Annotated in this window: 21 protein-coding genes; 11 read left to right on the top strand and 10 right to left on the bottom strand. The window is 65.0% G+C overall.

The genetic code is table 11. The features are described 5' to 3' along the window. Positions 1-107: 107 nt before the first annotated feature. From ACQP1T_RS30990 to ACQP1T_RS30980, 3 genes are read left to right on the top strand one after another with little or no spacing between them, the layout of a single operon-like run. Positions 108-2,156 carry a polyprenyl synthetase family protein gene (locus ACQP1T_RS30990; protein ID WP_433756573.1) on the top strand — a complete coding sequence of 683 codons (2,049 nt, stop codon included), beginning with the start codon at positions 108-110 and terminating at the stop codon, positions 2,154-2,156. Then, the gene (locus tag ACQP1T_RS30985; RefSeq protein WP_433756572.1) at positions 2,153-2,758 is read left to right on the top strand and encodes an ABC transporter ATP-binding protein; all 606 of its coding nucleotides are present in this window, start codon (positions 2,153-2,155) and stop codon (positions 2,756-2,758) included. The genes ACQP1T_RS30990 and ACQP1T_RS30985 overlap by 4 nt, the downstream gene beginning before the upstream one ends. Continuing rightward, positions 2,758-3,561, top strand: coding sequence for a hypothetical protein (locus tag ACQP1T_RS30980; RefSeq protein ID WP_433756571.1), 804 nt, complete (start codon positions 2,758-2,760; stop codon positions 3,559-3,561). The genes ACQP1T_RS30985 and ACQP1T_RS30980 overlap by 1 nt, the downstream gene beginning before the upstream one ends. A 60-nt stretch (positions 3,562-3,621) precedes the next feature. Here ACQP1T_RS30980 and ACQP1T_RS30975 read toward each other — a convergent pair whose 3' ends face one another. After that, a complete protein-coding gene (locus tag ACQP1T_RS30975; RefSeq protein ID WP_433756570.1) occupies positions 3,622-5,643 on the bottom strand; it encodes a polyprenyl synthetase family protein in 2,022 nt (673 codons plus the stop codon). A 532-nt stretch (positions 5,644-6,175) separates the two neighbouring features. Further along, positions 6,176-6,640, bottom strand: a complete 465-nt coding sequence (locus ACQP1T_RS30970; protein WP_433756569.1) for a MarR family winged helix-turn-helix transcriptional regulator — start codon at positions 6,638-6,640, stop codon at positions 6,176-6,178. Between the two features lie 133 nt (positions 6,641-6,773). Between ACQP1T_RS30970 and ACQP1T_RS30965 the strand changes: the two genes are divergently transcribed. Then, positions 6,774-7,622: an SDR family NAD(P)-dependent oxidoreductase gene (locus ACQP1T_RS30965; protein ID WP_433756568.1), complete on the top strand. Its 849-nt coding sequence runs from the start codon at positions 6,774-6,776 to the stop codon at positions 7,620-7,622. 239 nt (positions 7,623-7,861) lie between these two features. Here the strand turns inward: ACQP1T_RS30965 and ACQP1T_RS30960 are convergent, their stop codons facing one another. The 3 genes from ACQP1T_RS30960 to ACQP1T_RS30950 are packed head-to-tail and all read right to left on the bottom strand — an operon-like array spanning position 7,862 to position 9,448. Continuing rightward, on the bottom strand, positions 7,862-8,638 hold the full coding sequence (locus ACQP1T_RS30960; protein WP_433756567.1) for an SDR family oxidoreductase: 777 nt from the start codon (positions 8,636-8,638) through the stop codon (positions 7,862-7,864). Then, entirely contained in the window at positions 8,560-9,267 is a 708-nt protein-coding gene (locus ACQP1T_RS30955; protein ID WP_433756566.1) for an FAD-dependent oxidoreductase, read from the bottom strand. Before ACQP1T_RS30955 ends, ACQP1T_RS30960 begins: the two co-directional genes overlap by 79 nt. Beyond that, positions 9,242-9,448 (bottom strand): hypothetical protein, encoded by a 207-nt coding sequence (locus ACQP1T_RS30950; RefSeq protein WP_433756565.1) that lies wholly within the window; start codon positions 9,446-9,448, stop codon positions 9,242-9,244. The genes ACQP1T_RS30955 and ACQP1T_RS30950 overlap by 26 nt, the downstream gene beginning before the upstream one ends. 250 nt (positions 9,449-9,698) lie before the next feature. Between ACQP1T_RS30950 and ACQP1T_RS30945 the strand changes: the two genes are divergently transcribed. After that, entirely contained in the window at positions 9,699-10,733 is a 1,035-nt protein-coding gene (locus ACQP1T_RS30945; RefSeq protein ID WP_433756564.1) for an alpha/beta hydrolase, read from the top strand. A gap of 219 nt (positions 10,734-10,952) precedes the next feature. On the opposite strand, the gene ACQP1T_RS30940 is transcribed toward ACQP1T_RS30945, so the two are convergent. From ACQP1T_RS30940 to ACQP1T_RS30925, 4 genes are all read right to left on the bottom strand, one after another. Continuing rightward, complete coding sequence (locus tag ACQP1T_RS30940) at positions 10,953-11,165, bottom strand: DUF397 domain-containing protein (RefSeq protein ID WP_433756563.1); 213 nt, start codon at positions 11,163-11,165, stop codon at positions 10,953-10,955. Then, positions 11,155-11,340, bottom strand: a complete 186-nt coding sequence (locus ACQP1T_RS30935) for a DUF397 domain-containing protein (RefSeq protein WP_433756562.1) — start codon at positions 11,338-11,340, stop codon at positions 11,155-11,157. Before ACQP1T_RS30935 ends, ACQP1T_RS30940 begins: the two co-directional genes overlap by 11 nt. 67 nt (positions 11,341-11,407) lie before the next feature. Next, complete coding sequence (locus ACQP1T_RS30930) at positions 11,408-11,620, bottom strand: DUF397 domain-containing protein (RefSeq protein ID WP_433756561.1); 213 nt, start codon at positions 11,618-11,620, stop codon at positions 11,408-11,410. Continuing rightward, positions 11,610-12,518, bottom strand: a complete 909-nt coding sequence (locus ACQP1T_RS30925; RefSeq protein WP_433756560.1) for a helix-turn-helix domain-containing protein — start codon at positions 12,516-12,518, stop codon at positions 11,610-11,612. Before ACQP1T_RS30925 ends, ACQP1T_RS30930 begins: the two co-directional genes overlap by 11 nt. Positions 12,519-12,748: 230 nt before the next feature. Here ACQP1T_RS30925 and ACQP1T_RS30920 point away from each other — a divergent pair, with 230 nt between their 5' ends. The 3 genes from ACQP1T_RS30920 to ACQP1T_RS30910 are packed head-to-tail and all read left to right on the top strand — an operon-like array spanning position 12,749 to position 13,711. Continuing rightward, positions 12,749-13,117, top strand: a complete 369-nt coding sequence (locus tag ACQP1T_RS30920) for a hypothetical protein (protein WP_433756559.1) — start codon at positions 12,749-12,751, stop codon at positions 13,115-13,117. After that, positions 13,117-13,446: a hypothetical protein gene (locus tag ACQP1T_RS30915; RefSeq protein WP_433756558.1), complete on the top strand. Its 330-nt coding sequence runs from the start codon at positions 13,117-13,119 to the stop codon at positions 13,444-13,446. Before ACQP1T_RS30920 ends, ACQP1T_RS30915 begins: the two co-directional genes overlap by 1 nt. 10 nt (positions 13,447-13,456) lie before the next feature. Continuing rightward, on the top strand, positions 13,457-13,711 hold the full coding sequence (locus ACQP1T_RS30910) for a hypothetical protein (protein WP_433756557.1): 255 nt from the start codon (positions 13,457-13,459) through the stop codon (positions 13,709-13,711). A gap of 248 nt (positions 13,712-13,959) precedes the next feature. Here ACQP1T_RS30910 and ACQP1T_RS30905 read toward each other — a convergent pair whose 3' ends face one another. Further along, complete coding sequence (locus ACQP1T_RS30905) at positions 13,960-15,366, bottom strand: PQQ-binding-like beta-propeller repeat protein (RefSeq protein ID WP_433756556.1); 1,407 nt, start codon at positions 15,364-15,366, stop codon at positions 13,960-13,962. A 451-nt stretch (positions 15,367-15,817) separates the two neighbouring features. Between ACQP1T_RS30905 and ACQP1T_RS30900 the strand changes: the two genes are divergently transcribed. The 3 genes from ACQP1T_RS30900 to ACQP1T_RS30890 all read left to right on the top strand — a co-directional run bounded on the left by ACQP1T_RS30900 (position 15,818) and on the right by ACQP1T_RS30890 (position 19,468). Next, positions 15,818-17,083 carry a glutamate-5-semialdehyde dehydrogenase gene (locus tag ACQP1T_RS30900; RefSeq protein WP_433756555.1) on the top strand — a complete coding sequence of 422 codons (1,266 nt, stop codon included), beginning with the start codon at positions 15,818-15,820 and terminating at the stop codon, positions 17,081-17,083. Positions 17,084-17,167: 84 nt separating this feature from the next. Continuing rightward, positions 17,168-18,049 carry an AAA family ATPase gene (locus ACQP1T_RS30895; RefSeq protein WP_433756554.1) on the top strand — a complete coding sequence of 294 codons (882 nt, stop codon included), beginning with the start codon at positions 17,168-17,170 and terminating at the stop codon, positions 18,047-18,049. Between the two features lie 3 nt (positions 18,050-18,052). Then, positions 18,053-19,468, top strand: coding sequence for a vWA domain-containing protein (locus ACQP1T_RS30890; protein WP_433756553.1), 1,416 nt, complete (start codon positions 18,053-18,055; stop codon positions 19,466-19,468). Positions 19,469-19,500 lie beyond the last annotated feature (32 nt).

Here is a 19,500-nt window from a genome sequence, read left to right as displayed (position 1 = left end):
TGTGGCGTCAAAATGGGCTGATACCAACAATTTTCGCGCGCTATGGTGTCAAATTTCAACTGCAGCAATGGTGTAGATGGCCGATACCACCAGTCAGGAGAGCGCGCATGCCCCGTGAGATCGATTCCGCTGTCTTCCCGCACCTGGATGCGGACCTGGACCGTGTCCGTGACGTTCTCGGGCCCATGCAGTTTCGCGGCCGCCCCGAGCTGACCGCACTCACCGATGAGGGGCCGGGCACGTCTCGTCGGATGGTGCGTCCGACGTTGACATTGCTGTCGTACTACCTGCTCACCGACCCCGCGAACCCCGCCGACGATCGGGCGGTGCGCGCAGCTGCCGGGGTGGAGTTGCTGCATCTGGGGTCGCTGTATCACGACGACGTCATCGATCACGCCGACCAGCGTCGCGGCCGCCCCAGCACCAACGCGGTGTGGGGTTCGCACATGGCCGTACTGGCCGGGGATTGCGTGACGACCTCGGGCACGCGCATGCTGGTCGAACTCGGCCAGCGCGAAGTTTCCGAGGCGACGATCGCGAGTGAGCAGATGTGTGCGGGCATGGTGATCGAGGCCGCCGATCAGCATGTGGGCTCCCGCAGTGAGCAGTCCTACCTGGAGTCGATCGGCGGTAAGACGGCGGCGTTGCTGTCGTTGGCGTGCCAGCTGGGCGCGATGCAGGCAGGCTGTTCGGACGAGCACCTGGAAGCGTTGGCCGAGTTCGGTCGATATTTCGGGCTGGCTTACCAGTTGTGGGACGACATCCTCGATGTGACCTCGACCGCCGAGGAAATGGGTAAGCCGGTCAATCAGGATCTGTTCGAGGGCATCTACACCCTGCCCGTGATCCGCGCGGCTGCCCGCGACCAACGTCTTGTCCGCCTGCTCGGCGGACGTATGACGCGGGAAGACGCCGCACGCGCCCGTGACCTGGTGCTCGCCTCGGGCGCGGTGGACGAAGCACAGGCGGTCGCCGACGAATTCATCGACCAAGCGCAGAATCAACTTGCCGGTCTGCCCGTTGACCCTCGCGTTCGCGACGCGATGATCGGTTATGTGCGGTCGGTACTCGATCGGCGAACTTCCCGCCCGGCCGTTTCCGAGTCCTCGAGTCCGGCACCGCACGTCGGCGGCGAATCGGTTTCGCCGCAGGCCATGTCATGGTTGCGGAGCTGGATGGCCGACACCGGCCTGATCGTCTCCTCGGCCGAGTTCGACCACTACCACCGGTGGGCAGGAGCGTTCCGTGTGTCGACACCGTTCTTGGTCCCGGCTAACGTCTTGGTCCCGGCGAACGCGGCCCGTGAACAGGCGTTCATTGCCATGTCCACACTGATGACTGTGTGCGATGACCTATTCGACGATCCGCGGTTGACGGACCCGGAAGCTGCCACCGCACTGCGGCACGGGCTGGTAGCCGTGCTGCACCAGGATCCGCAGGCACCGTGGCGCTCCGGCGCGATCGCGACGGCGTGGGCGAGCGCATGGCCGCGTGTGCGCGAAGGCCGCACCATCGACTGGCAGCAGCGGTTCCTCGACAGCGTCGAGTCGTGGTTCGAAGCCTGCGAACGCGAAGCGCACCACCGCATCAACCGCTACATCCCCGCCGCGGCCGACTGGCTAGCGCTGCGGAACTCGACCGGTGGGTTCGACATCATGATCGCCTTGATTGAGGTACACCAGGACTGGGAACTGCCGCGATCGTTGCGGAGCCACCCGGTGTTCCGCCGTCTCGAGGAACTTCTCTGGTGGGTGGGCTTGGCGGAGAACGATCTGGTGTCACTGGAACGGGACGAGACCGACCATATCCCCTACAACTTGGTCAGGGCCATTCGTCACGAAACCGGCTGCAGCCGAAGCGAAGCCGTCGATCAGGTGCAGCGCGAGGTGACGGAGAAGCGCGCTCGGATCGATGCGGTGCTCCGCTACCTCCCCGCTCTCCTGCGCGTACTGCCCGGTCTATCCGGTCGAAGGAAGGAGTACCTGGCGCTCTACGAGCACCTCAGGGATGTGGCGTTCACGGCGCGTCACGCCGATCGGTACACGCAGAGCTCGGATTCCGCGGCGCCGGACTTGGAGCGTTTGCGCCGTGAGGTCTACTACCCCGCCGCCGATTCGGCTCCGACCACTGCGTCTGCGGCAACCAAGGGGCGATGATGGAAGTGGAGAACGTCCACCACTCATACGGCAGGCGGTCGGTGCTGCGTGGGATCGACTTCGTGCTGCCCGCTGGGACGTTGGTGGGCATCGTCGGTGAGAACGGGGTGGGGAAGTCGACGCTGTTGCAGGTCCTTTCCGGAGGGCTGCGACCGGACCGGGGAACGATCCGGCACCACGGGCGGTTCGGGTACTGCCCGCAGCAGGTAATCCTGAACGACGCCTTTACCGTTCGCCAGCACCTCGACTTCTTCGCCGCGGCTTATGCCGTTCCCGATCTGCGGCGAGCCGAGCAGACCATGGAGATCCTCCGGTTCTCCGAGTACATCGATGAGCGGGTCGCGACGCTGAGCGGCGGCACCCGGCAGAAGCTCAACCTGACGCTGGCGGTGATGCACGACCCGCAGGTTCTGCTGCTCGACGAGCCATATCAGGGATTCGACTGGGAAACGTATCTGCGTTTCTGGGATCTGGTCACAGAGTTCCGTGACAGCGGTCGGTCGGTTCTGGTCGTCTCACATCTGGCCCACGACACCGACAAGCTGGATCAGGTGTGGCGGTTGCACGACGGGGTCCTACAGGACAGACAGGAGAAGGCTTGATGAGCAACGGTTTTCGACTGTTTCTGATCGCCACGCGGTTCGGCCTCATCGAGCACGCACGTAACCGGTTCGCCATGGTGTTGGTGGCCGCCTTCGTCCCCATATTGATCACTCTTGTGGGCGTGGCCGTCACCGGCGTCGAGATACCGTTCCGGCTCCGGGATACCGGTCTCGTATTGCGCGCCAACGGCAATGAGCTCGCCCAGATCAGCGTTGCCCTGATGGCGGTCTCACTGATCATCGGGTTCATGATGTTCGCGGCGACCTTCAGCAGTGGCGCATTCGATCGGCGACTGTCGATGGCCGGGTTTCCCCGGGTCGCGCTGGGACTGGCGAAGATTGCCTGCCTGGTGGTGGCCTCCGTGGTTGTCTGCGCGTATGCCACCGCGATCATCTGCTGCTACTGGTCGCCTAGGCAGCCTGTCCTGTTCGCCGCGGCGCTTTTCGGCGCGGCGATGACCTACGGTGCGTTGGGTGTCGCGCTCGGCGCGCTGCTGCGCCGCGAGGTGGAGGGCATGTTCGCCATCGCGATGATCAGCTGCGTCGATATGGCCCTGCAGAACCCGATCGCCAGCGCCGGGGCGGACAGCGATCTGGTGCGCTGGCTGCCCTCCTACGGAGCAATGCAGGCTTCGACCGCGGCCGGTTTCTCCGATACCACGCCATTCGTGGGGCTCGGCGTGCAACTGGCCTGGTTCGCCGCGAGTGCCCTGGTCGGGCTGGTCGCGTTCCATCTGCGCACCCGCTCGGCTCTGGGACCCACGATGCTGATCAGGGTCCCCGGGCAGCCAGCCGAGCACTGACCGGTGTTCCCGCGCGGGCACCTCACGGTGTATCGCGCGGGAACCGCGGCGGCGGAGGGCTCAGGAGGCGGTGCGAACCGGGTCTGCAGCCGGGTAGTAGACCTCACGACGCAAGCGTTCCAAGTCCGGCTCCGGTCCTGCGGAGGCGGAGGTTTGCGTGTGCCGATCGCTTTGCGGCACCGACAGCGCCATGTTCGTCACGCTTTCGTAGATCCCCGCGTACTTCTTCCTCAGACCGGACAGGCCGGGAAGGATGCGCAGGAGCACGGGGATGTAGCGGATCACCGCGTCGAGCTGGGCGCGGTGCTCCGTCAGCTGACGCTGCACCTGCTCGACGGCTTCACTGCGGCTGCAGCCGGTCTCGTGACGGATGGCCCGGACCAGGTTATAGGGGACTTGGTCGGCCTCGTCCTGATCGACTCCCACCAGGTCGTTCTCCACGAACGCCACAAAGAAGGCGAGTTCCTCGAGACGGCGGAACACGGGGTGGCTGCGCAGTGTCGGCGGCAGTTCGAGGTCGTGGTACACCTCCAATAAGGCGATCGCGACGTCGAACCCACTGGTCGATCTCCGCAGCGGCACATAGTCGGCTGTCGGGGGGATGTAGCCGCTGAGGCGATGGTGCGTTTCGCGTTCGGCGGCTTCGAACCATTCCTGGAGGTTGTCGAGGAACTGTTCTTGCCAGCGGGCGCTGCGGCCCGCACGCAGGCGCGGCCATAAACTCGCCCAAGCCGTCGGGAGCGCGCCAGGCCGCCACGGCTTCTCCGGGTCCTGGCGCAGTGTCGCCACCAAGCCCCGCCTCAGGGCGGTGATGGCTTCCGGATCCCTCAGCTGCGGATCCTCGAACAGGTCGTCCCACAGAAGACAGAGCATGCCCAGGCCGACCGCGGTCTGTTCACGGGCCGCGTCCGTTGGAGCAACGGCTGGCGTCACGGCTGCCAGGAGCCCGAATGCTCCTGCCCACCGACGGTGGTTCAACTCGGCCTCGGAGGCGGCAAGTCCGGTGTCCACCAACCAATTCCGCACCCATGACATAACCTGCGGCGGGAACTCCTTACGGCGGCCCCGGGGTCCCTGCGTCGCGGGTACGGAAACTGCGGGCAGCGGAGTTCGCCGGTCGAGTACGGACCGGGCATAGGCGGTCATCGCGTGGGCCGCGCGTGGGTCGACGGCCAACCCGTCGAGCTGTCCGGCGGCCTGATCGATGAATTCGTCGGCCACCGCTTGTGCTTCCTCCACGGCGCCGGAGGCGATGACGAGCTCACGGGCACGGGCGGCTTCCTCCCCCGTCATTCCGGCACGCAGCAGTCGGGCGAGGCCTCGGTCACGGGCCGCCGCGCGGATCACGGGCAGGGTGTAGATGCCCTCGGGCAGATCCGTGTTGACGGGTTTGCCCATCTCTTCGGCAGTCGAGGTCAAATCGAGGATGTCATCACGCAGCTGGTAGGCCAGCCCGAGATATCGGCCGAATCGGGCCAGTGCCTCTACTTGATCGTCGGGTCGGCCGACCGCAATCGCGCCTACCCGGCAGGCCAGCGAGAGCAGCGCCGCGGTCTTGCCGTCGCTCGCGTCCAGGTAGGACTGCTCACTGCGGGAGGCCACATACTGGTCGGCGGCCTCGATCACCATGCCCGCGCACATCTGCTCACCTGTGCTCGCCCCCGCGAGCGCTTCCCGCCCGCCGAGTTCGGCCAGCATGCGCATGCCCGCGAATAGCGCGGAGTCTCCACCAAGCACCGCGAGATGCGACCCCCACACCGCGTTGGCACTGGGGCGGCGGCGACGCTCATAGGCGTGATCGACGACGTCGTCGTGGTAGAGCGAGCCTAGGTGCAGCAACTCCACCGCAGCCGCCGCGCGCACCACCCGGTTGTCGGCCGGAGCCGCGGGATCGGTGAGCAGGTAGTACGACAGCAACGTAAACGTGGGCCGGACCAGGCGGCGAGAGGTGTCAGGCCCTTCGTCGGTGAGGGCGGTCAGTTCCGGCCTGCCCTGGAACCGTACGGGTCCGAGAACGTCACGGACGCGGTCCAAGTCCGCATCCAGATATGGGAAGACAGCCGAATCGATTTCACGTGGCACGAGGGCACTCCTGACTGGTTACACCGGTCATCTGCAACACCGTTGGTCAATGGAATTGGACACCAATTCGCGCGGAAGATGTTGGTATCGACCAATTTTGGTGCCTAGTGCGTGAGCGATGCCGGGTGGGAGCGCTGTGGCGGGCGAGTGACTCGGCGACGCGCGGGTCTTCCTCGCCGCGGCGGCGACGAGCGCACCGGCCGAGCAAAGTCATGGCGGCCCTGGGCATCGTGCAAGAAGGGGGAGCTTCTGCGGCAAGTTGCCGCCGGCCTTGGTTACCAGGTTGTGCGCCCGTTCGGCTGCCCGTCGAAGCCGAAGACGCGGGCCATGTTGTCGCCGAATCGAATTCAGCGGCCGAACGCGTCGACCAAGCCCACGTGTTCGGAAAAGGAATGGGCGTCGCGCCGCAGATCGGCATCGGCAGAGCCGCCGCGATTGTTCCACAGCGGAAGCTGCATTCCACTTTGCCTCCGCCACAAGGGGTTTGGTTTGACCACGCAGCGTGAGTCGATGGGCGGGTGATCGTTGTTCGCTACGGTGATTCGGTATCTGCGGGTGTGGTCTGTGTCGAGGTGATCAGTCGGAGCAGCGTGTTCAGGTCGCGACGCTGGCGTGGGTTGAGTACGTCGAGTGGGGGCACGGTGCTGAAGGCGAGGTCTTCCAGTGTTTGCCGGATGCGCTTGCCGGTGGCGGTCAAGGTGAGCAGACGTGCTCGCCGATCGGTTTGGTGCGGCTGCTTGCGAAGTAGGCCCTGAGACTCCAGGCGGTCGACGGTCCCCGAGGTGTTGGACAGGTCCGCGCCCAATCGTGCCGACAGATCCTTGAGGGTGAGGGGGTCGGCGAGTTCACGCAGCACCTTCGCCTGCACCGGCGTCACGCCCGCGTGGGCTGTGGCTGCGGCGAAGTGGGCGCGCACCAGCCCCACCGCCTGCTGAAGGGCTTGGACCAGCTCGGCGTTGCTGGGATTCTCGTCGGCGCCAGTTGGTTGCTGACTCATATTCCCACCGTAGCCGTGTCGCGAGAATTGGTGGTGGTTGACCACCATATTCCGGCGTGCTAGAAAGTGGTGGTAGACCACCACTATTAGCGGATCGGCGTACCGGAACGCATCCGACTCGAGAGGAGCGCGCATGGACAAGCATTGCGTCGTTGTCACCGGAAGTACCCGCGGTCTCGGATTCGCTTTGGCCGATGCGTTTCTCGCGGCGGGCTGCGCGGTGGTGGTGTCGGGGCGAACCGAGAGTGCGGTGAGCGAGTGCATCGAGAAGCTGCGCTCGACCCACCCGAACGCAAGGGTCGCGGGGGTTGCGGCCGACGTCGGCCGTATCGAGGATGTCGAGCGCCTATTCGCGGCCGCCACAGCCGCTTTCGGCCGCGTCGACCTGTGGATAAACAATGCCGGACTCGGCGGACACCCCGTACCTTTGGTCGAACTGACGGCGACGGAGATAGCCGACGTGGTGGCGGCGAATCTCACCGGCACGATGAATGGCTGCATCGTCGCACTCGCCGGAATGCGGAAGCAGCAGACAACCGGTCAGATCTTCAACACCGAAGGTTTCGGAAGTAATGGCATGAAGCGCAACGGCATGGCGATCTACGGTGCCACCAAGCAAGCGATCCGCTATTTCACCCGGTCCGTGATCAAAGAGGTCGCAGGCGGCCCGGTCCGCGTCGGCACCATCATCCCCGGGATCGTCGTCAGCGACATGCTGGCCGAGCAATACCGCGCGGCCTCGCCCCGCAGACGCGAACTCTACTCAGCTTTCGCCGATCTACCCGAAACCATTGCGGCAGACCTTGTTCCGCGGCTACTCGAGAACCGGGAACACGGCGCTGTCATTTCCTGGATGTCACCGGCCGCCATGGTCGGACGGATGCTTCGACCCAAGTACAAGAAGCGCGGACTGTTGGCGGCACTTGATGCCCCATCGCAAGCCGGCGAGCGCGTCGGCAGTGGGGCTTCGGCGAAGTCGTGACTCGGTGACGAGCTGAGAGGCGAGACTTTACGGAGCGTCTCGTGGCCTGCTCAGCGGCCGATCTGGACGTGGAGCTGAAACGGCAACGGCCTCAGTCCTTTACGTGTGGCCCGGAACCCGTTGGCTGCGATCGTTTCGGGGAACTATTACGTGGTGCGGCGAAACGCAATCGAGCCATTACCGGACGAGCGTGTCTGGTCAGCTGCACGGCGCACCGATCATCAGTTCGCGGTCTGGAGTCATTCCGGGACGGTGAAGGCTTCGGTGATACCGCCGTCGAGCGGAATGGCGGCACCGGTGATGAACCCGGCATCGTCGCTGGCGAGGAACGCGATCGTGCCGGCGGCTTCGTCCAGGGTGCCGAAACGCCCCATCGGCCAGTGCACCAGTCGCTTTTCCAGCACACTCGGATCACGCTGAAGAATCTCCCGCTGCTGCGGCGTCTCGATCGGCCCGAACAACACCGCGTTAACCCGAACTCCGCTGCGAGCCAGATGAACACCGAGGTCCCTGCTCAATTGCACAACCCCCGCCTTGGCTGCCGCGTACGCCATCGGTGCCGTCGCCGACCCGACCGCAGCCAGGAACGATGCAGCATTGATCACCGAGCCGCCGGTCGGCTCGGTGGCGAGCAGGTGCGGGATGCCGTGCTTGCAGGCCAGGAAGATGCTGGTGAGATTTGCTTCTTGGGCGTTGCGCCAGGTTTGAAGGCTCATCTCCAAAACGGAGCGATCACCACGATCCATCAACCCGACGTTGTTGTAGATCACGTCCAGACGACCGTGGTCGCGAACAACCTCCCGATACATCGCTTCGACCGCAGATTCGTCGGTGAGATCGGCATGCACCACCTGCTCACCGACCGAATGCGCGAGCTTGTCGACACCGACGACCACCGCGCCCTCCCGCGCGAAGCGGTCGGCAACAGCTCGGCCGATCAGGCTGGCAGCGCCATTGACCATGCAAACCTTGTCGGCAAGTCTCTCTGCCACACGGCCTCCCATCGACCCGAACACAAAGGTCGTCGCCCGATACCGGCACCAGACGATACGCCTTCCTCTCTGCAGCACCCTGAACTCGGCATTTCCGGACGTTCAGTTTGCCGTCGCCCCAGTTCACTGCTCAGCTGCGCGGCCTCCGATGCGGGAACCGGCCAGCGGCTGGGCCGATTCACCCATCGCTGAACACCGCCGTATCGGGATGCGAGCACCGTGCCTTGCAAAGCCGACTGTGCGATTGCAGGCCAGCCGAATTCCAGCCCGACGACCGGACGAGGAAGCTCGCCTGGGTAGGCCATCATCATTTCCAGTCTCGACCCCAGCTCGCGCCCAATCACCGACCCTGACCGATCCAGCAGACCGCCGGTTCCAATTCCGGCGCACACCACCACGTTTGGTGCAGATATCAGCCCTTGGGATGTTTCGACACCGCGCATCCCACCGTTGTCGATGACGATCCGCTGCGCACTGATACCCACAGCGACCTCGACACCGTGCGCGACACACCGCGCGGCCAGCTGCCTGAGGACTGCACGCGCGTCGACCACTACCTCGTGAACCTCAGCGGCCCGGACATGGTCGCCATCGACGTCGTGGATTACCTCGCCGATATCGCGCAGATCAACGCCGTGATGTTCGATATCCATTGCGCGCCAGAGGCAACCGAACCACCCGCTCGCGGTCACCGCCGAACTCACCCACGAGTCGGCCATTCGGCTCCTGCTCGCCCAACAGTCCCCGGCCGCCGCCGAGCGCGCCACCACCGCCGCCGAACAGATCGTCGCCGAAATCCGTACCCAACTCCGCCCCCGCGCGCTCAACGTTCACCACGCTCGTGTCGAGACATTTGACCTCGGCATTGGCCGCCCAGTCCTTCTCGCGCGCGCAAACCAGTGTGAGAAATGTGGCTTCGTGATCTTTACTTAGCGGTGTGTCTTGCTATCTGGGAGAACTCACAGCACGGTCGGTCGGCGTCGGGAGCAAAGGGGATAAATTACCCGAAAGCTCCGCTATCGGACTCGAGCGTCCAGCGTGGTGGGCCGCGACGTTGCGGGTTGCCTGCGAAGTTGCCTCGGTAGTGTCGGTAGTGCTGCTGGCCGTCGGCACGGCGGCTGCCGAGGCGCCTACGTCGGGCCCGGACCTCGGCCCGCCGGGCGGATATCACGCTCCCGCCGAGAGCGGCACCGGCCTTCCTGCCCAGCCGGTCATCACCAGGATCGAGCCGATCACCGACCGTTGGCTGCGGGTGTCCGTGCAATCGCCGTCGATGAACCGGGTCGTACAGGTGCAGGTGCTGCTCCCAGCCGACCGCAGCCGGCCGCGACCCACCCTGTACATGCTCGACGGGCGCGGCGCTCCCGAGAACGCCAGCAGCTGGACCGAGTACGGGCACGCGGTGGAGTTCTTCGCCGACAAGAACGTCAACGTCGTGCTGACCACCGGAGGACCCGCCAACCTCTACGCCGACTGGCAACGCCGAGACCCCGTCCTGGGCACCAACAAATGGGAAACCTTTCTCACCCGCGAACTGCCCCCGCTGATCGACGCCCAGTTCGAGGGCAACGGGCACAAGGCAATCGAAGGCGTATCGATGGGCGGCGAGGCCGCGATGATGCTGACGATGCGCAACCCGGGCGCCTACCGGGCGGTGGCGGCCCACAGCGGCTGCTACAGCACCGCCCCAGGGCCCGGTCAAGCCCAGGCCCGCGCGATCGTGAAAACCTACGGCGGCGACCCCGACAACATGTTCGGGACCACCGACGATCCCGACTGGCTCGCCCACGACGTCATGACACACGCGGAAGCTCTGCGCGGCACCGCGATCTACCTGTCCAGCGGCAGCGGGATTCCGGGCGAACACGATATCCTCGGCAAGGTGGACGACCTCACCGACGCCATCACCGTCGGTGGCTCCCTGGAAGCAGGCGCGTACGCATGCCTTGCCAAGCTCTCCGATCGGCTGGACCAACTGCGGATTCCCGCGACGGTGAACCTGCGGCCCACCGGCACGCATTCGTGGCCGTATTGGGCCGACGAATTGGTCCGGTCCTGGCCGCTCATCGCCCGTGCGCTCGATATCGACACGTCGTTCTCGACCACGGACCACAAGTAGGGGCCGGTACACGCCTCAGGTGGTCGGGCTTCGTAGCAGCCGAAGCCCTCCTATGTCGCGGTCTGGGATGACCTGCCGAAGTGGCAGCGGCAGGTCGACGCGCATCTTCGAAGCGTCTCACCGCTGCTCAGTGGTCGATCTGGATTCGCTGGGCTGAAAACCTAACGGCCTCAGTCCATTACGTGTTGGACTGAGGCCGTTGACCGTGGTCGGGAGCTGTTAGACGGTGGGGCGGGTGAACTCACCGTCTTGTACGCCTGCTGCGAAGGCGTCCCACTCGCCGGGGGTGAAGACCAGTGCTGGGCCGGTTGGGTTTTTCGAGTCGCGGACTCCGACCCTGCCTCCGTCGAGCCAGGCCACCCCGACGCACTGCCCGCTGCCTTCGCTGTAACTGCTCTTGAACCACTTCGCGCTTGATAGGTCACCATTCACGACGCTCGTGCTCCTTCGCTACCTGCGTGAAGGCATCCCACTCGCCGGGAGAGAAGACCAGTGCTGGGCCGGTCGGATTCTTCGAGTCGCGGACTCCGACTTTGCCTGCGTCGAGCCAGGCCACCTCGACGCATTCTCCGCTGCCTTCGCTGTAGCTGCTCTTGAACCAGTCCATGCTGAAACGATAACGGCCTCAGACCATTACGTGTGGGACTGAGGCCGTTGACCGTGGTCGGGAGCTGTTAGACGGTGGGGCGGGTGAACTCACCGCCCTGTACGCCTGCTGCGAAGGCGTCCCACTCGCCGGGAGAGAAGACCAGTGCTGGGCCGGTTGGGTTTTTCGAGTCGCGGACGCCGACTCTGCCTTCGGCGAGCCAGGCCACCTCGACGCACTGCGCGCCACCTTCGCTGTAACTGCTCTTGAACCACTTCACGCTTGATAGGTCACCATTCACGACGCTCGTGCTCCTTCGCTACCCGCCGCAGCAGGTTTCTGCTTTCTACCTCACCCAGACATGTGTCCTGGATGGCTGTAGCAAGCTCACTATAGAGCCGAACTTCGTCGGGCTTCTCGAGGTACATGTCCTGAGCCGCTCCACCCTCTATGAATACCACTGGGGGCTCAAGGGGTTCGCCTTTGGCGGTTCGGCCGAAGTTCATGACAATGAACGAACCATGAGGTATTCCCCACGTCAGACCTGCACTATACGGCTGTATTCGCAATGTGACGTTGGGTCGCTTCGACATCTCGGCAAGGTGCCTGAGCTGTGCGGCCATGGTGCTCGAACTGCCGATCACACGGTAAAGCACCGATACATGTAGCAAGACGTCCAACTGGACAGGATTCGTCTTGCGAGTGACGAGAGCTTGCCGCTTCATCCGATGCTCGACCCGCCGGTCAACGTCGTCGGGACTGGTGAACTCGGGGAACGCGCCAATGATTGCCCAGGCGTAGTCGGCAGTTTGAAGCAGACCGGGAATGTGCTGATCGTGGTAGGTGGTCAGCCGATGGGCGGCTGTCTCCAGTCCGACGTACATGTTGAAGGCAGTGCTGAAAAGGCCGCCGTATACGTGGTACCAATTCTTGAACCGGGCTTGGGTCGCGAGATCGACTGCGGCGCGGGTGTCTTCGCGTCCGACGTCGTACACCTCGCACAGCGCCTGCACATCCTGCCGCTGGACCTTCTGAATCTGTCCGGTCTCGATGCGTTGCAGCACGGCTCGCGATAGGTCGACCAATTTGGCGGCTTCGGCGATGGTGAATCCGGTTGCTTCGCGACGATCGCGAAGGAATCGTCCGAGCTGGCGGCGCGGCAGGGTTGACGATGGGCCGTCCTCTTCGGTGCTGGTCACGGGGGTCTCCTGGAATCGAGTCATGTCGGATCGGAAACTGAGCCTGTTTTCATCGCGGAACCGAGTCACGTTCTGGCGCTTTGGAGCAATCGCATTCGAGTTCTCGCTTCTGCTGGCCACGGGCAGTTGCTGATGCTGTGCTGTGGGTGGCGCTCGAGATGAGAACTGATGAGGCACGAGACCTACTCGGCCGCCACCCACCGTAATCCATCGGCCGAAGGGGCGGAGCGATGACGAACAATCAAGTGGCAGAACGAGATACCGGGCGATTCGACACGCCGAAAGCTGTCGGATTCGTGCGAGGTGACGTGTCCGGGCTCGCCGCACCACGGCATGCGAGCGCAGTGATGCAGCACGCCGGGTTACTGGGCTATCAGTACGTGTATACGATTCGGCCGCCACAGGACACCGCCGATCCGATCGGGTACGCCCTCGGCATTGCGGCCGGGCTCGGCGTGGCCGCGATCGTGGTCTACGACCTTGCGCAGGTCGATGATCAACCGGCGCGGGTCTGTGAGGACTTCGATCTCGAAACCGTTTGTCCCGCAACGAGGTGGGCGAGGGTCGCACACCCAGTGATCGAGACCGGGGCGGCGTGATGCACGAGGACACGATCGTCACGCCGCCGAGGGTTTGCGGACAGGCCGATATCGACCTGGCGCACGAGCAGATGCGCGAGCACCGCGCCTGTCGGATCGGGCGGTGCGTGTGGAAAGCGGCGGCGTATTACACGCTGGTCGATGCGGGTCGCCTTGCGCCGCAGTCGTTGACGCCGCGTGAGCGCGCTGCCGCTCGTGGGCTCGAGTTCCCACCGCTCGACAGCCAGGTGTCTGCGCGTGGTGGGCCGACGTTGCAAACTCTGCGTGAGGTGCTGGACAAACTCAACGAACTAGCGCTGCCGGGCACGGACGGCGGTGGCCACAGGTAGACGATCCGGGATGAGCGAGCATCGCACCGAGGTGGACGGCTGGCAGGCGATCTGGCGGATCGACAACTGCTGCATTCGAATGATGTTGGTGCGCAAGCTATCCGAACGGCAGCCGCTGATCTCGATGTCGAGCATCGTCGCCGCGCCGGATCTGGTGCAGGTCCGTGAGCGGTTCCCGGAATTGGCGCGGTTGTGGGACGCGGTACGGCACGAATATTGGGTCGAATCCCTCGGCCCCGGAAGCAATGGCGCACGATCCGACTGACCGGCATCGATCACATGGATAGCCCGCACGGATGTCGGCCGGAACCAGCTGTTGGCCGGGTTGTTCGGGCATTATGATCGCTACTGGATTCACCGATATTTGTCGGAACCAGCTGTTGGCCGGGTTGTTCGGGGCATTTGTGATCGCCACTGGATTCACCGATATTTGTCGAAACCAGCTGTCGGCCCGGCTTTTCGGGGGACTTGCGATCGTAATCGAATTCATCGATGAGGCTGCGACGGAACGTCTTATGCCGCAGCGTATCCGGTGAATTCCTGCGCGGTCACCGTGACCATGCGGCCACTCATTGCCTTCACCGCCGAGCGAAAGTTGGGCCTACCACTGGGCGGTAGCGGCATCGACCAAGCGGTCGAGCCGTCTCCGGCGTCGATCGCGTGCACGGTGTTGCCGTCGGTCAGGATGAGGTGGCTTGCGTCGGTTATGCCGTCGTAGCGGGAGTAGCGGGAGGCATTCGAGAACGGCGCAGATTGCTGCCAGATTCGGTGTCCGTCAGTGAGATCGAGACCGGCAAGCTGTGATCCATCGAGCGATCCGACGATCACAGTGTTACCCACTACTCCCTCGATCGCGCTCTTGCGTCCGGTCTGCTCGTCGATACCGATCTGCGGATTGGTCCAGAGGACTCGGCCTGTCGTTCGCTCGTAGGCGCTTTCGCCGGTGAGGATCGGCGGCGGCGTCGCGGTCGCGGTCGGGTACCACTCGAGGAGGGAGCTCGCGTTACTGACCTCGGTGATCGGGTGGCCATTGCGATCGAGAAGCGTGACCCGTCCCGCGCTCCAGCCGCGGTCGATCACCTGCGCAGCGACAATGCCGCCGTCGAACGTATAGCCAACGGGGCCGGTGAACAGCGACTCGCCGGTGCGCAGATCGTAGACGCGAACGTCATGGTCGTGCCCGTCCATGAAGTAGTCCTGCACGATCCTTGGCCTGACCGGGTCGCCGGGAACGGGCGTCGGATACGTCCGCCGCCAGGTGGCGTCGATAGCGGAAACGGTCCCGCGCGTGACGACGGCGGTCATCCAGTCCGCGGTTCGGCCGACTACCGCAACCACGCCGTCCCGCACGGCCACGTCCATGACCTGGAAGTCCGTCGTATGGTCTGCGAGCACCGCGCCCGTGGCAGCCTCGATGATCAACACCCGATTTGTGCCGTGGCAGGCGATCTTTCCGTCGAATACCTGCTCACGGCAGCCATAGAGTTCGCCGACATCGGTCGTCCATCGCACCTGGCCGGTGTCCGGATCGATGCCGTGCATCCGCACCGGTCCGACGGTCAGTCCAGCATTTTCGCCCGGTGCGGGTCCGCCGGGCACTGCGGTTGCCGCGACGATCATCGTCCCGGCATCCATCGGCGCGCCATAGCCGTAGTAGCGACTCAGGGTCTGCGGCGCGGCCAGCAACACCGCACCGGGCTCGTCGGACAAGTCGGCAGCGCGCAATGTCCACTGCGGCACCGGAGTGGAGTCGAGCCGGTCCGAAATCAGGAACCGGCCGCCGACCGCGGATACCTCCTGCGGCTGCATCGGCGATCGGTTTACCCACACACCCGCAGTGGTACCCGCCACCACAGCCACGACCAGCACCGTGAGCCAGATCCTCCACTGATCGGTGACCCACCCTGCCGCCTTGTTCACTCGGAGGTCTCCTTCACACAGCTATCGCGACCAGGCACCGGTCGGTCCGATACGCAAGGTATCGGCTCGTCAAAGCTGAGAACTCGGGCCGAGCCCGATGTGCCGGTTTCCGCTTGCCGCGCAGCGTGTTTCGGCCGGAACCACGTTTAGAGCCGCCGGTGCGACCTGCCAGCCGAATGGCACAAATCGGAGACCAGTGCCTTCTGAGGTAACCGAGATCCGTCGAGCGCAGTCAGATGACCGGCGCTCAGGGGCGAGTCGTGCCGCGTTGCGCTCGGCGAGCGAGCCGGACCTGATACGCGGCAACCCATCTGGACGGGGCCGGGGCAGCGGCTGCAAGAACCGTTGTTGAGCGAACCAGGGCTGGCGTGCGGTTGGGATGTCGAACGCGCTGGTCGACTCCGCGCACTCGCGGGAATGGGTGCTCGGGCCGGTCAGTAGGCTGTCACCTATGACGGTAGGGACGACGACCGGCCAGGATATCCGCGAGGCGGTGCACGATGCCGCGCGTAAGGCTCGGGTTGCTTCGCGCGCGCTCGCACAGTTGACCACGGCGCAGAAGAACGAGGCGCTGCATGCGGCGGCCGATGCGTTGCTCGCGGCGGCCGATACCGTGCTCGCCGCCAATGCCGAGGACATCGCGACGGCGCAGGCGGCGGGGACCGAGGAGTCGCTGCTGGATCGGCTGAGGCTGACCAAGGCCCGCATCGACGGCATCGCGTCCGGGCTGCGTCAGGTGGCCGGACTGCCCGATCCGGTCGGGGTGGTTGTGCGCGGGTCGACGCTGCCGAACGGGCTGGAGATCCGTCAGGTCCGGGTGCCGCTCGGCGTGGTGGGCATGGTCTACGAGGCCCGCCCGAATGTCACCGTCGACGCGTTCGGACTCGCGCTCAAATCCGGCAATGCGGCGCTGCTGCGCGGTTCCTCTTCGGCCGCGCACTCCAATGCCGCGCTCGTCGAGGTACTGCGGGAAGCCCTTGTCGCACTGGACATTCCGGCCGACGCGGTACAGCTGCTGCCCAGCCACGATCGCTCCAGCGTGACCCATCTCATCCAGGCGCGCGGCTTGGTCGACGTGGTCATCCCGCGCGGCGGGGCGGGTCTGATCAATGCGGTGGTCCGCGATGCCCAGGTGCCCACCATCGAGACCGGCACCGGCAACTGCCACGTCTATGTGCACGAAGCCGCCGATCTGGAGATGGCCGAGCAGATCCTGATCAATGCCAAGACCCGGCGCCCGAGCGTATGCAATGCCGCCGAGACGGTACTCATCGATGACGCGATCGCCACCACCGCCGTGCCCCGGCTGATCGAGGCGCTGGAACGGCACGGCGTCACCGTGCACGGCGACCTGCCCGGACTGGTGCCCGCCAACGATCAGGACTGGGGTGAGGAATACCTGACCCTCGATATCGCGCTCAAGGTTGTCAAGGATCTCGACGAGGCGGTCGAGCACATCAACACCTGGGGCACCGGCCACACCGAGGCCATCGTCACCGGTGAGCTGGCCGCGGCCCGCGAATTCACCAACCGCGTCGATGCCGCCGCCGTCATGGTGAACGCCTCCACCGCCTTCACCGACGGTGAGCAATTCGGCTTCGGCGCGGAGATCGGCATCTCCACCCAGAAGCTGCATGCTCGCGGCCCGATGGCGCTGCCGGAGCTCACTTCCACCAAGTGGATCGTCTGGGGCGACGGCCAGATCCGGCCGGTCTAGATTTCGTTCGGTGTAAGAACCGCCGAGCGCTTGCTTCGGGCACTCCCGTAGCGTTGGAGTCGGGTTTCAATGGAAGGACGCTACGTGGGTACCGAAAGCGCAGTGCAGGAGCCGATCTTCGCCTCGGTCGACGATGTGATCGAACGGCTGGCCACCACCGGGTACCTGGCCGATAAGGCGACGTCGACCTCGGTATTCCTGGCCGACCGGCTCGGTAAGCCGCTGCTGATCGAGGGCCCGGCCGGTGTCGGCAAGACCGAACTGGCCAGGGCGGTCGCGCAGACCGCGGACGCGGAGCTGGTGCGTTTGCAGTGCTACGAGGGTGTCGACGAGGCCCGCGCGCTGTACGAGTGGAATCACGCCAAGCAGATTCTGCGGATCCAGGCCTCCAGCGAGAACGACTGGGAAGAGACGAAGGCCGACGTTTTCACGGAGGAATTCCTGCTCTCGCGCCCGCTGCTGACCGCGATCCGCCGCGCCGATCCGACCGTGCTGCTCATCGACGAAACCGATAAGGCCGATGTCGAGATCGAGGGTCTGCTGCTCGAGGTGCTCAGTGATTTCGCGGTCACCGTCCCGGAACTCGGCACCATTACCGCCAGTCGCAAGCCGTTCGTCGTGCTGACCTCCAATGCGACCCGCGAACTTTCCGAAGCGCTCAAGCGCCGCTGCCTCTACCTGCACCTGGACTTCCCGGACGAGGAACTCGAGCGCCGCATCCTGGCCAGCCGGGTTCCGGAGCTGTCCGCCTCGGTCGCCGCACAGTTGGTGCAGATCGTGCACGTGCTGCGCGGGATGCAGTTGAAGAAGCTGCCGAGCGTCGCGGAATCGATCGACTGGGGACGCACCCTGCTCGCGCTGGGTTTGCAGGATCTCGACGACACCACGGTGCGCGCCACCCTCGGTGTCGTACTCAAACATCAGGCCGACCACCAGCGCGCGCTGGCCGAGCTGAAGCTGGCCTGAGTCATGGCGGCCGGATCGCAGCCCACACTCGATGCGCCGCATGGGATTTCGGGACATCTCGTCGGTTTCGTCGAGGAATTGCGGGCGCATGGCATCCCGGTGGGTCCCTCGGAGACGGTGGACGCGGGCCGCGTGTTGTCGGTGCTGGATCTGATGGACCGCGAGGTCGTGCGCGAAGGTCTGGCCTGCTCGCTGCTGCGCCGCACCACCCATCGCAGCACCTTCGACGGCCTTTTCGACCTGTGGTTCCCGGCCGCCCTCGGCGAGCGCAGCAGCACTGCGGATGATCCGGAGATTCCGCGCACGCCGTCGGGCGAGATCGACATTCCCGCGTTGCGCGGACTGCTCGCGGCCCTGCTGACCAGGGAGGATTCGACGCAGCAGCAGGAAATTATCGCCGCGCAGCTGGTCGAACAACTCGGGCAGTACGAATCCTCGCGCGGTCCGTCCTTCTCGACGTACCGAACGCTGCGCGAGGTACAGCCGGAGACGCTGCTGGCCCGGATTCTCCAAGGGCTGGCTATCGGACCGGATACCAGCGAATTCGACGCCGAGATCGCCCGCCGCATCGGTCGCCGGCGCATCGCCGGATTCCGCGCCATTGTGGAGGCGGAAACGCATCGGCGGGTCGCCGAGAATATCGGCAGGGAGCGCGTCGCGAGCTATGCCGTCTCCCGGCAGGTCGAGGACGTCGATTTCCTGCGCGCGTCCGAAACCGAGCTCGCGGAGATGCGGCGCAGCACGCAGCGACTGGCCCGAATCCTGGCATCCCGACTTGCCGTGCGGCGCAGGCACGCTCGGCGCGGCGAGATCGATCTGCGCAAGACGCTACGCAAATCCATGTCGACCGGTGGCGTGCCCATCGATCTGGTGAATCGCAAACCGCGACCGGGCCGCCCAGAGCTGGTGCTGCTCTGCGATGTGTCCGGCTCGGTGGCCGGATTCAGCAACTTCACCCTCCTGCTGGTCAATTCGCTGCGCGAGCAGTTCTCCCGGGTGCGGATATTCGCCTTCGTGGACCGGACCGATGAGGTGACCCGGTTCTTCGATCCGCACACCCAGCTGGACCAGTCCATGGCTCGGATCTTCACCGAGGGCAAGGTGGTCGGCCTGGACGGGCACTCCGACTACGGCCATGCGCTGTCGACCTTCGTCGAGCAGTGGCCCGATGCGGTGACCTCCCGCAGTTCGCTGCTGATCCTCGGTGATGCCCGCACCAATTACCGTGATCCGGATCTGAATACCCTGCGCGGGCTGGTGCGCACCGCCAAGCACGCGCATTGGCTCAATCCCGAGAAGGAAAACAACTGGGGCACAGGCGATTCCGCCGCCGACAAATATCGCGAAGTGATCGAGATGCACGAGTGCCGCTCGGCCAAACAGCTGACCGCGGTGGTGTCCCGACTGCTGCCGGTGTGATGCGATTGTGACCGAACTCATCGTAGGTCTCC

This window comes from Nocardia sp. CA-135398 (assembly GCF_050955845.1).
In the GTDB taxonomy this organism is placed as follows: Bacteria; Actinomycetota; Actinomycetes; order Mycobacteriales; family Mycobacteriaceae; genus Nocardia.
This window is presented reverse-complemented; position numbering and strand designations above follow the sequence as displayed.